Genomic DNA, 13,059 nt, shown 5'->3' on the forward strand with positions numbered 1-13,059 from the left:
GCGGGTCTCCTGAACGGTCGGGGCGTACTCGGTGGGGCGGGAATCGGGGCGGACGCCGCCCGGCGGCTCAGTCGTGGAGTCCGCGCAGGGCCTTGGCGACCACCGCGCCGATCCGGGCGATCGGCTCGGGCTCGGTCATCTCGTAGTGTCCGCACGGCACTTGGTGGTCGTGGAGCGTGCCGTCGACGTGGGGCCGCCAGCTGTCGGCCTTTCCGGGCAGCACCGCCAGGTCCGTGGGGAAGTCCGTGGCATCCTCCTGGGCGGCGCTGAAGAACAGCACGTCCCCGCGGTAGACGCCGGGGGCGAACTGCGGTGCGATGCGCAGGTTGTTGCGCATGACGGCGGCGATGGCGGCCGCCTCGGCGCGGGTGACGGGCGAACTCGACGGGTCGGCCGCGAGGCAGGCGTCGACACGGTCCAGGACGGTGTCGACGTCCGGCGGCGCGACCCCCGGTTCGACGGGCAGACCGGTCACCCGTGACAGCAGAGCCGCCACCTGCCGTTCCGACGCCTCGGGGTCGTACGTCGTGCCGTGCGGCTGCGGGGCGTCGAGCATGGCGAGGAGTTCGACCCGTTCGCCGCTCTCCTGGAGCGCGCAGGCCATGGCGTGCGCGACGAAGCCGCCGTAGGACCAGCCCAGCAGCCGGTACGGCCCTTGCGGCTGAACCTCCCGAACCAGGTCCAGATAGGCGTCGACCATGGCGGCGGCGTCCGGCACGGGCGGCCGGGTGCCGTCCAGGCCGACCGCCTGGACGCCGTACACGGGCTGGTCGCCGCCGAGGTGGGGCAGCAGGCCCGTGTAGCGCCAGGACACGCCCGCGCCGGGGTGGACGCAGAACAGGGGGGTGGCGGTGCCCTCCGCGCGCAGCGGCAGCAGCGGGCCGAGGGCGGTGGGGGCGCTCCCCCGTGTGTCCTGGTCCCGTCCGTCGGACGTGGTGAGGCTTCCGGCCACGGTGGGCGCGGCCAGCAGGTCGGCCGCCGACACGTCGAGGACTCCGGCCTGGCGGAGCCGGCCCGCCAGCAGCACGGCGCGCATCGAGTCGCCGCCCAGGTCGAAGAAGTTGTCGTGGAGGCCGATGCCGCCGATGCCGAGGGTCTCCTCCCACAGCCGGGTGACCGCCCGTTCGCGGTCGGAGCGCGGCGGCACGTGCTCCGTGGTCAGCCGGGGCCGTGGGGCCAGCGCCGGGCCCTCTTCGGTCCCGGCGGGGGTGTCGGGCGCGGCGGGGTCCGTGCGGGCGCCGGGGGCATCGATCCAGTGGCGGTGGCGTTCGAAGGCGTAGGGCGGCAGCGGGACCCGTCGGGCGGTGTCAGGCACCGGTGGGAGGGCGGAGTCCACGCCGGCGCTCCACAGTCGGCCCAGGGCTTCCGCGAGGACGAACCCGTCGGAGGCCTCGGCCTTGGCGTGCCGCATGGTGGTCACCGTCACGGGCTCCTCGTCGGAGAGCCGCCCGGTGGCCAGCTTGGTCAGGGTGTCCCCCGGCCCGATCTCCACCAGCACGGGGCGCAGGCGGTCCCACAGGGCGGTGATGCCGTCGGCGAAGCGCACCGTGTTCCTGGTGTGGTCGATCCAGTGCCGCACGGAGGTGGCCTGGGCATCGGTGACCCAGGTGCCGGTGACGTTGGTGACGTACGGGATCCGTGGCGGGCGCAACGTGACCTGACGCAGGTGGGTCTCGAACGTCGGCAGGACCGGATCCAGGACGTGGGAGTGGGCCGCGACGGGGATGCGCAGGCGGCGGAACGGGACGCCACGGCGGGCGAGTTCGGCCTCGAGGCGGGCGACGGCGTCGAGGTGTCCTGCGACGGTGCAGGCGCTGGGACCGTTCGCCGCGGCCAGGGACAGCTCGTCGTCGAGCAGCGGCCCGATGTCCTCGGCCGGGGCGGCCACGCCGACGGTCGCGCCGCCCGCGGAGCTGATGAGCCGGATGCGTTCGGTGACCAGAGGCAGCATGTCCTCGAGATCGATGACCCCGGCCAGGCAGGCCGCCGTGTACTCGCCGAGCGAGTGGCCGATCAGCGCGTCCGGGCGCACGCCCTGTTCGGCGAGGGTGCGGGCCAGGGCGTACTCGGTCACCACCAGGCCGAGGAACGCGGCGGTGTCGTCGGGCTGGTGCTCCTCGAACAGGGCGGTGCGGACGTCGGCGCCGAGCGCGGGCCACAGGATGCGGGCGCACTCGTCGACGATGTCGCGGTAGAAGCCGTGGTCGCGGTAGAGCTCCGCTCCCATGCCGGCGTACTGGGTGCCGCCGCCCGGCAGCAGGAACGCCACTCGGGCGGGTTCGTCGACCGGCCGGGGCGTGCCCGGCGCGGCGGTGCGCAGGGCGTCGAGGGCCTCCTCTCGGGTGGCCGCGGTGACGGTGAGGCGGTGGCGCAGCGCGGGCCGGTCGGTGCGCAGGGACAGCGCGACGTCGTCCAGGCGCAGTCGGGGCCGCCGCTCCAGGTGTCGGGCGAGGGCGTCGGCCTGGCCGCCCAGGGCGCCGGCGGTCCGCGCGGACAGCGGCAGCACCAGGCGGCGTCCGTCCTCGGGCGCGCGGGGCGCGGCCGGGGCGACGGGCGGGGCCTCCTCCAGGATGACGTGGGCGTTGGTGCCGCCGATGCCGAAGGCGCTGACGGCGGCCCGACGGGGGTGGTCGCCCGCGGGCCAGTCCTCCAGGGTGGTGGGCACGCGGAAGGGGCCGGAGGCGAAGTCGATGAGCGGGTTGGGCCGGTCGAAGTGCAGGCTCGGCGGGATCTGCCGGTGTTCCAGGGCCAGGACCGCCTTGATGAGCCCGGCGATGCCGGCGGCCGCGCCCAGGTGGCCGATGTTCGTCTTCACCGAGCCGAGCGCGCAGAACCCGGTCCGTTCCGTGCTCTGCCGGAACGCCTCGGTGAGCGCGGACACTTCGATCGGGTCGCCGAGCTTGGTGGCGGTGCCGTGCGCCTCGATCAGGCCGATGGTGCCGGCGTCGATCTCCGCCTGGGCCTGCGCCGCGAGGACGACCTCGGTCTGCCCGGCGGAACTGGGCGCGCTGAAGCCGACCTTGCGGCGGCCGTCGTTGTTGACGGCGCTGCCGCGGATGACGGCCCGGATGCGGTCGCCGTCGGCGAGGGCGTCCTCCAGGCGCTTGAGCACGACCGCTCCGACGCCGTCGCCGGAGGAGGTGCCGGCGGCGTCCGCGGCGAAGGCGCGGCAGTGGCCGTCGGGTGAGAAAGGGCCGTCGGGCACGTGCCGGTAGCCCAGCGCGGCCGAGGGGTTGAGGGAGACGGCGGCGGCGAGCGCGGTGTCGCAGCGGTGGTCGAGCAGGTCCTGGCAGGCGGTATGCACGGCGACGAGAGCGGTGGAGCAGGCCGTCTGGAGCGACACGCTCGGACCGGTGAGGCCCAGTTCGTAGGAGACGCGGGTGGCGAGGGTGCCGAGGGAGTTGGCGGTGGCCGCGTGCACGAGCGCGACCGAGCCGGGCTGCCCGGCGTGGCGCGGGTACACGTGGGCGGGGTAGTAGCGGCTGTCGCCGCTGCCCGCGTACACGCCGAACGCCTCGTGCGTACGGTCGCCGCCGAGGCAGCCGGCGTCCTCCAGGGCGTGGTAGGCCGTCTCCAGCAGCAGCCGCTGCTGCGGATCGACCACCGCGGCCTCGGCGGGGCTGTAGCCGAAGAAGCCGGAGTCGAAGCGGTCCATGCCCTCGACGACGGAGGCCATGCGGACGAGCGAGGGGTCGTCGAGGTCGCGCGGATCGCCGCCCGCGGCGAGGAACTCCTCGTCGGTGACGGGCCGTACGGACTCCCGGCCGGCCGCGAGGTTGTCCCAGAAGGTGTCGAGGTCGTCGGCGCCTGGGAAGCGGCCCGCCATGCCGATGACGGCGACGGCGGGGACCTCCGGCTCGTGGGATTCGGTGATGTCAGGCATGGCCTCGGTCCTTCCCCTGCCGTGCGGTACGGCGCGCGCGGGCCGCACGCTGCCGCTGTGCTTGTTCCTTGGCCCGGTCAAGGCCGGTGGGGGCGGTCTCGGCGGACCGTCGTGCCGCGGGGTCGGCGGTGCGCTGTGGAGCGGGCTCGCGCTGGGGCGAGGGCTCCCCGACCGTCCTGGTGCCGGGGCGCGTCGACAGGTGGCGGGCCAGGTCCCGCACGGTGGGGTGTGCGAAGAGGTCCACGACGGAAAGGTCGGCGTCGAAGGCGCTGTTGACGGCGCTCTGGGCGGTGACGAGGAGCAGTGAGTTGCCGCCCAGGTCGAAGAAGTTCTCGTCGCGGCCCACCCGGTCGCGGCCCAGCACTCCGCACCACACCTCGGCGAGCCGGCTCTCCAGCCGCCGCAGGTCCTCCCCCGGCTCCGCCTGGTCGCGGCGTGCGGAGGTGCCCGCCGAGCGCAGCGTCCAGGCGTCGCCCAGGCCGGCCACGCCGGCACTGTCGGCCGCCGCCCGGTACAGGGCGCCCAGGTCGGTGCCGTCCTCCAGGCCGACGCGGGCGGTCAGGCGTCGCACGTCACGGACCGGGGCCACGACGTGGCTGCGGACCCAGGGAGCGCTGCGGTCGGCACCGATCAGCAGATGCGGCTCGTCCAGGGCGCGGGCCAGGTCGAACGAGCGCAGTGCGGCGGGGGCGTCGAGCAGCCGGTAGCCGCGGGCCTCGGTGAGCGCGGTGAGCCGGTAGCCACGGCTCATGCCCTGCTCGCGCCACATGCTCCAGGCCAGGGACTGCGCGGGCAGGCCGAGGCTTCGGCGATGCCGGGCGAGGGCGTCCAGGTACGCGTTGGCGGCGGCGTAGGCGGCGTTCATGGCACCGCCGAAGTATCCGTTCACCGAGGAGAAGGTGACGAAGGAGCCGACCGGGTGGTCCTCGGTGAGCCGGTGCAGCGTCCACGCGCCGCGCACCTTCGCCTCCAGCGCGCGGCGCCAGGTGGCGATGTCCAGGTCGCCCACGGGACGCTCGACGAGGGCCCCGGCCAGGTGCAGCACCGAGCCCAGCGGCACCCCCCAGGCAGCGGTGGCCGCCTCCACCGCTGCCCGCACCTGGCGGTCGTCGGTGACGTCGGCGCGGGCGTAGCGGACCTCGCCCAGTTCGCGCAGCCGCCGGAGGGCCTCCCCGCGCGCCGATCCGGGCTCTCGGAGGTCCAGTTCGGACTGCGGGGTGCGACCCACGATCAGCAGCCGCGTACCGGGGGTGCGCAGCAGATGGGCCGCCACCTCGCTGCCGACGCCGCCCAGTCCCCCGGTGATCAGCGTGAAGCCGTCGCGCGCGGGCGCCTCGGCGCGCGGCGGTGTGTCGGGCAGGGCTGCCAGACGGCGCACGTGACGACGTCCGTCGCGGTACGCCACCTCCGCCCCGTCCCCGGCGACCGTCGCCTCGGCCAGCAGGACGGGAAGCGGGTCCTCGCCGTCGTCCGGCGCGAGGTCGAGGTGCGCCCCGCGCAGCCATCCGAACTCTTCGCCCAGGGACTTGATCAGGGCGCCGGCCATGGTTCGTGCCGGGCAGGGGCGGTCGTCGGGAAGCACGGCCTGGGCACCCGCCGTCACGTGCACCAGATCGACGGGGCGCTGTCGGCCGGGCCGGGCGGCGAGGGCGCGGGCGAGCGCGAGCAGCCGCTCCGTACCGGTCGTGTCGTACGGCGCCTGCTCCGGCGAGCCGGTGTCGCGCAGCCCGTCGAGGTGCAGGACGGCGTCGACCGGGCGCTGGTCGCGCTCCAGCTCTCGTAGCAGCTCGGTGTGGTCGTCTGCCTCGGCGGCCCGGACGCGGTAGTGGGCGGCGTCGAGTCGGGCGTACGCCGTCCCGTCGCCGACCACCGTGCACAGGCCGCCGCCGGACCGCAGGGCGTCGGCGACGCGGCCGGCGAGCCGCTGGATCCGGGGGTCGCCGCCGGTCAGCACGAGGGTGTGCCGGCCGGCGTGCGTGGCGCGTGGACCGGGGCGTTCCGCCGGCTGCCACACCGGACGCAGGAACCAGTCGGGCACGGTGGCGGCGGTTCCCAGTAGCAGCTGTGCCCTGCGGACCTCGTCGTCGAAGGCGCCCGCCTCGAAGTTCTTGCGCAGTCTGGTGCGCTGGATCTTGCCGATCTCGGTCTTGGGGACGGCGTCCGGCTCGACCGGGATGAGGAAGGCGGGGCTGACGCCGATCTCCCGGGTGACCTTGCCGGCGATCTCCCGCAGGGAGGCGGCCGTGTCCTGTGCGGCGATCCCCCGGGTGAGGTGGAAGAAGAGGGCCAGTTCGTCGGTGGGCGAGGAGGGATCGGAGCGCACCGCGACGGCGGCGGTGAAGCTGCGTTCCACGTGCGGCAGTTCCTCCACGCAGGCTTCGATCTCGTGGCTGTAGTGGTTGACGCCGTTGACGATGATGACGTCCTTGGCGCGGCCGGTGATGTACAGCTCGCCGTCACGCAGGAAGGCCAGGTCGCCGGTGTCGAACCAGCCGTCCTCGGTGAACGCCTCGGCGTTGGCGCCCGGGTTGTCGTGGTATCCGCCGGTCACCGAGGTGCCGCGCACCTGGAACCGGCCCGCCTCGCCCTCCTTGAGGACGGTGCCCTGCTCGTCGACGATCCGCATGGCGAAGCCCGGGTAGGGACGGCCGCAGCTGACGAAGGTGCCCTCGTCGTCATCGGGTTGGCCGGGCAGGACCGCGTCGGTGACCACCGAGCAGGTCTCGGACATGCCCCAGCCGGGGTGCATCACGTCCTGCGGCAGGCCGAAGGGCTCGAGGGTGTGCAGGAAACGGCGGGCGGCCGACGCCACGACGACCTCGCCGGCGTTCATCACCAGCCGCATCGGCGACAGGTCCCAGGCGCGGTCCGTGAAGCGGTGGGATTCCTCGGCGAGGAGTCCGAAGGCGAAGTTGGGCGCCCAGGTGACGGTGACCCGGTGCCGGTCGGCCAGGTCCATCCAACGCAGTGGGTCCTGGAGGATCCAGGACGTCGGGGCGTGGATCTGGCGGCAGCCCAGGTACACGTCCCGCAGGTGGAACATCACCACGCCGGTGACGTGGTCCAGCGGAATCCAGTTCAGCGTGACGTCGGTGGCGTCCAGCCCGTTCATCTGCTCGGTGGCGGCGGAGCGGGTCAGCACGTTGCGGTGGGTCAGCCGCACCGCCTTGGGCAGACCCGTGCTGCCGGACGTCATCAGCATCAGGATGAGGTCGTCCGGCTGGGCGGGGTGCCAGTCGCGGTCCTCCGGTGCCTCGCGCAGGGCGTCGGCCGTGGTCAGCCGCACCCCGGGCCATTCCTGCCGGGCGGCCACGTCACGCAGCCCGGCCTCGCGGCCGGCGGAGCACACGATCCAGGGCCGGCCCAGCATCCGCCAGATGCCCTCCAGCTTCGTGAGCGCCGCCGACGCCGCGTCGTAGGAGACGGGGACGGTCAGCGGGACGGCCACGAAGCCGCCGAGGACGCAGCCCCACAGCACGGCGAGGAAGTCCTCACTCACGTCGCACTGGAGGATGACCTGGTCGCCGGGGCGCAGGCCGGCCCGGCGCAGACCGGCCAGGACCCGTGAGGCTTCCGGGACGAGGGAGGCGTAGCTGCGCCGGTGTTCGCTGCCGTCGGCATGGACGTGGACGATGTCGCCCCGGTCCGTCTCGGCGGCGCGCAGCAGGGCCTGCGCCCAGCCGGACACGGACGGCTCGGCCAGTGCGGGCCCTTCGCTGAGCGCCGGGACGGCGGACACCGAGGTCGCGCTCGCGGTGCTGTCGGCCGGCGCGGGTTCCGCCGTGCGGTCGGGCAGGCCGGCGTGGCGGCGCCCCAGTTCCTCGGAGGCGTTCTCCACCGCCACCTCGACGGCTGTGACGCCGGGGACGCGGGCCAGCCGCTCCCGCCAGGCTCGTGCCGCGGTGCGGTCGACGGCGGGCAGGGCTCGTAGCGCCTCGGTGTCGAGGGTGCCGTCGGCGTGGAGGGGCAGCGCGTTGACCGCCGTGACGCGGACCGTCTCGTGTCCCGCGCGGTCCAGGACGTCCTCGACGCGTTCCGGGGCGTCCGCCCGTCCGGGCACCACGTACAGACGCGGGGGCCCGTCGTCGGCGCCGGCCAGGGCGCGGGCGTCGCGGATACCGGGCACGGACAGGGCCGCGTCCTCCAGCACCGCGGTGTCGGCCGCCGCCGGGGCCGGCGTGCGCTCGGGCATCGCGGGCAGCCGCCCGACGCGGACCGCGGGCTCGGCGCTCACCGTGCGCAGGACGTCGTGCAGGGCGAGGGCGAACCTCTCGGCCGTGCCGGCGTCGTACAGGTCCGTGGCGTACTCGACGTGCAGCGTGAGGCCGTCGGGGGCACCGTCGGGAGTGTGGCGCTCCCGTGCGTCCACGAAGAGGTCGAACTTGGCGGTGCCGGTGGCGGTCGGCCGCAACTCGGCCCGCCGGCCGTCCAGTTCGAGTACGGCGGGTTCGTTGTTCTGGAGGGCCAGCATGACCTGGAACAGGGGGTGCCGCCCGGCCTTGCGGGTCGGGTTGAGTTCCTCCACCAGCCGGTCGAAGGGCAGGTCCTGGTGGTCCAGGGCGGCCAGATCGGCCGCGCGCAGCCGGGCGAGGAGGTCACGGAAGGCGGGGTCGCCGGAGGTGTCGGCCCGCAGGACCAGGGTGTTGGCGATCAGGCCGACGAGGTGGTCGAGGGCGGGCTCGGTGCGGCCCGCGACGGGGGTGCCGAGGACGATGTCCTCGCCGGCGCCGCAGCGCGTGAGCAGGGCGCTGACGGCGGCGTGCAACACCATGAACAGGCTGGCGTTCTCGCGGTCGGCGAGGCTCAGCAGGTCACGGTGCACGGTCGCGTCCACGACGGTCTCCACGTGCGCGCCGCCACCGCGCGGCGCGGCCGGGCGCGGCCGGTCGCCGGGCAGGGTGCACTCCTCGGGCAGCCCGGCCAGGGCGGTGCGCCAGTGGGCGGTGAGCCGCTCCAGCCGTCCCGTGCCGTCCGGTTCGGGCGCCAGCAGCGCACGCTGCCACAGCGCGTAGTCGGCGTACTGCGCGGGCAGCGGGGTCCACTGGGGCGCCCGGCCGGCCCGGCGGGCCGCGTAGGCGGTGCTCAGGTCGTCGGCGAAGGGCCGCAGCGACCAGCCGTCGGCGGCGCTGTGGTGCAGCACGAGCAGCAGGGTCCGGTCGGTGCCGGTACCCAGCAGCCAGGCGGCGAGGGGGCTCTGCGTGGTCAGGTCGAAGCGGTGCCGCAGTGCGGTGGTGACATGGGCGGCCGTCTCGGCGGCGGGGCAGTCGACGCGGCGCAGCTGCGGGCGCAGGTCGCCGGGCGGCACGATCCGCTGGTACGGCACGCCGTCGTGCTCGGCGACCACTGTCCGCAGGCTCTCGTGGCGGTCGGCCAGATCGCCGAGGGCCAGCTCCAGCGCCTCGGCGTCGAGGCCGGCGTCCGGCGCGAAGAGGAGCGGGATGTTGTAGGTGGCCGCTCCGTCGTCGAGCCGGTTGAGGAACCACATGCGTTCCTGGGCGAAGGACAGCGGTACGCGCTCGGGGCGTACGACGTCACCGAGGGCGGGCCGTGGCAGGGCGGCCTCGGACCGCGCGGCGAGCCGGTGGGCGAGGGCGGCCGGTGTCGGCGTCTCGAACAGGGCCGTGATGGGGATCTCGGTGCCCGTCTCGTGCCGCAGGCGGGCCAGCAGACGGGTGGCGAGCAGGGAGTCGCCGCCGAGGTCGAAGAAGTTGACGTCGATGCCCACGGTGTCCCGGGGCAGCTTCAACACGTCTTCGAACAGCGCGCAGAGGACCGCTTGTTGCGGCGTCCGGGGGCGGGTGCCGGATGCCTGGGCGGCGAAGTCCGGGACGGGCAGCGCCCGCACGTCGAGCTTTCCGTTGGCGGTGAGCGGCAGGGTGTCCACCGGGACACAGGCGGCCGGGACCATGTGCTCGGGCAGGTGGGCGGCGGCGTGGGCGCGGAGTTCGGCGGGGCTCGCCGGACCGTCACCCGTCGCCACCGTGTAGGCGACGAGCTGTTGGGCGCCGTTGTCGGCCCGGCGGACCACGACGGCGGCCCGGACGACGCGCGGGTGGCCGGCGAGGACGGCCTCGATCTCACCCGGTTCGACGCGGAAGCCGCGCAGCTGGACTTGAGCGTCGGCCCGGCCGAGGTAGTCGAGGGTGCCGTCGGGGCGGCGCCGCGCCAGGTCGCCCGAGCGGTACATACGGGTTCCGGGCGGGCCGTAGGGGTCGTCGAGGAAGCGTTCGGCGGTCAGCTCGGGCCGGTTCAGGTACCCGGTGGCCACGCCGCCGCCGGAGACGTACATCTCCCCCGTCGCGCCGGGCGGCACCGGGCGCCCCGCGGGATCCAGCAGGTGGACGCGCAGGTCGGCGAGTGGGGTGCCGATGACGCTGCCGCGGCGCGGGTCGTCCAGGTCGGCCCGGGTGACACGGTGGTGGGTGACGTGCACGGTGGTCTCGGTGATGCCGTACATGTTCACCAGCACCGGGCGGTCCAGTCCGTGCCGGTCGGCCCAGGGGCGCAGCCGGGCCGGGCGCAGCGCCTCGCCGCCGAGGACGACGTAACGCAGCGCCCCCGTGTCGCCGTCCCGCTCGAGGTCGGCGTCGATCAGCTGCTCGAACGCGGACGGCGTCTGGTTGAGGACGGTCACCCCCTCGCGGTGCAGCAGCTTCAGGAACTCCCCCGGCGAGCGGCTCACGGCGTACGGGACGACGACGGCCCGACCGCCGTGCAGCAGGGCACCCCAGATCTCCCAGACCGAGAAGTCGAAGGCGTAGGAGTGGAACAAGGTCCACACGTCGTCCGCGTCGAAGTCGAAGTGCTGGGCCGCGGCCGCGAACAGCCGGACGACGTTGGCGTGCGGCACCGGTACCCCCTTGGGGCGGCCGGTGGAGCCGGAGGTGTGGATGATGTACGCGGTGTCGGACGGGCTCGTCGGCCCGTGCCGGTCGGCGTCGGTGAGGTCGGCGGCGGATCGGCGGCCGAGGTCCGCCGTGACCTCGGGGTCGTCCAGGAGGACGGTGGGCACCGAGTCCCCTGCCAGGTGGGCGTGAGCGTGTTCGGTGACGAGGGCGACAGGGGCCGCGTCCTCGACGACCAGCCGCAGCCGCTCGGCCGGATGGCCGGGGTCCAGGGGGAGGTAGGCCGCTCCCGTCTTGAGGACGGCCAGCAGCGCCGGCAGCAGCCGGGGGCCGCGCTCCAGGGCCAGCGCCACGACGCGCCCCGGGCCCGCCCCGCGGTCGGCCAGCAACCGGGCCAGTCGGTTGGCCCCGGCGTTCAGCTCGGCGTACGTGAGGTGTGCGTCCCCGCAGGTGACGGCGGTCCGCTCGGGCACGGACGCCGCCTGTTCCTCGAACAGTTCCGTGAGGGTCCGCTCGACGGGACACGTGCGTACGGGGGTGTCACGGGGATGCTCGCCCGGCAGCAGGATGTCGAGGTCCCGCAGCGGCGTGGCCGGCTCGACGTCGGCCAGTTCGCGCAGCACGGTGAGGAACCGGTCGCGGTGCAGGGCGAGTTCGTCCTCCTCGTACAGGGCCGGATTGGCGTCGAGGGCCAGCCACATCCCGCCGGGCCGCGCCCCGGGGCGTACGCTGATCTGCAGGTCGTCGACGGCGCCGCCGGACAGGTGGTGCCAGGTGGTGGGGTGGCCGCCGAAGACCGGGGACTCGTCGAACGGGACGATGTTCAGGACCGGCCCGTACAGTCGGCGTCCGGTGCCCATCAGACCCAGGTCGCGGCGCAGGAACTCGCCCCGGTACTGCTGGTGTCGGCGCAGGGCCCTCAGTTCTTCCGCGACGGCGCGCACCAGCTCCGCGACGGGCGTGTCCGCGCTTGCGGCCACGCGCAGCGGAAGGACGTCGGAGGCGGTGCCGGGGGTGCGCAGGGCGGCGCTGCCGAGCCGGCTCATCGTCGCCAGACCGAGCACCAGGTCCCCCGCGCCGGTCATCCGGTGCAGGTACGCGGCGGTGGCGGCGGCCAGCAGGTCGGTGCGCGAGACGCCGAGACGTGCCGCGGCCGCGTCGAGGGCTCCGGCCTCGGCGGGCTCCAACTCGGCGGTACGGCGCAGGAAGGGGGCGGCGGGGGCGGCCGTCCGGGTGGTGAGCCGGGCGGGCTCGGGCAGCCCGGCCAGGCGCTGCGCCCAGTGGGCGCGGTCGCGGACGTACCGCTCGGAGCCGCGGTAGGACTCCTCCTCCGCCCGGAGCCGGCTCACCGGCTCGAAACCGGCGGGGTCCGGCTCGCGCCCTTCGGCCAGCGCGTTGTACGTCTCCGCCAGGCGCCGGCCCAGGAGCTTGTAGCTGTAGCCGTCGAGCAGGATGTGATGGGCCCTCAGCAGCCAGATATGGCGGTCGGGGGCCAGGGTCAGCAGGGTGTGTGAGAACAGCGGGCCCTTCTCCGTGTCCACGGGGGTCGCGAGGTCCGTGCGGATGCATGCCCACGCGGCGGCCTCGGGATCCTCGGCGCCGCTGACGTCGACCCGGTGCAGGCTCCAGTCGTCCGCGTCCGGAGCCAGACGGCAGCGAGGGCCGTCGTCGGTGTCGACGAAACGCAGGGCGAAGGTGTCGGCCTCACCGACGGTACGCCGCAGCGCGACCTCGAACAGGCCGGTGTCGAGGGGCCCGTGAATCTCCACCGCTTCCGCGGTGTTGTACGCGGCGCCGTCCGGTGCCAGCCGCCCGGCGTACCAGAGGCCCTCCTGGGCCCCGGACAGCGGTCGGCGTTCGTCCTCCTGCACTGACATAGCACAACCCTCACGTGACAAGCCGTAATGTCCCGGACGGTGAAGGCCCGGCCGGATCGGACGGGTGCGGCCACCGCTCCGTGCCGCCCTCACGTGGGTGCTCGCCGGGCCGGCCCACAGGGGCGGGAAAATGGGAGGTCGCACACCAAGGGCAGGGAATGCTCATCACCCGGCCCCGGATTCACAGGAACTCACGGTGAGATACCGGGCCCGACGGGGTCAAGCCGAGACGGGCCACCGAGCGTCAATTCAGGTGTTTCCCTAATGACCGGGGTGCGAGGGAGTCCGCGGCCCGGGACAACTTCTAGGGAAAACACGCGACTTCGCTGTGCACCGGGTTCTCGGATGGATTCCACCGCGCTTCCCGGTGCACTCTCGGAGGGACCTCGATTCCCGCGGACAGCAGGCGGCGACAGGCCGCTCCCAGGGCCGGGGACACACGAAACGGACGACG

General features: G+C 74.5%; 2 protein-coding genes. Both read right to left on the bottom strand.

Annotated features, from left to right (window positions below; translation table 11 throughout):
• Window positions 1-67: 67 nt before the first annotated feature.
• On the bottom strand, window positions 68-3,883 hold the full coding sequence (locus ACZ5Y0_RS25410) for a type I polyketide synthase (protein WP_469130979.1): 3,816 nt from the start codon (window positions 3,881-3,883) through the stop codon (window positions 68-70).
• On the bottom strand, window positions 3,876-12,605 hold the full coding sequence (locus ACZ5Y0_RS25415; protein WP_469130980.1) for an amino acid adenylation domain-containing protein: 8,730 nt from the start codon (window positions 12,603-12,605) through the stop codon (window positions 3,876-3,878). The genes ACZ5Y0_RS25410 and ACZ5Y0_RS25415 overlap by 8 nt, the downstream gene beginning before the upstream one ends.
• Between the last annotated feature and the right edge of the window lie 454 nt (window positions 12,606-13,059).

The sequence above is a fragment of the Streptomyces sp. NPDC033216 genome, from assembly GCF_055577115.1.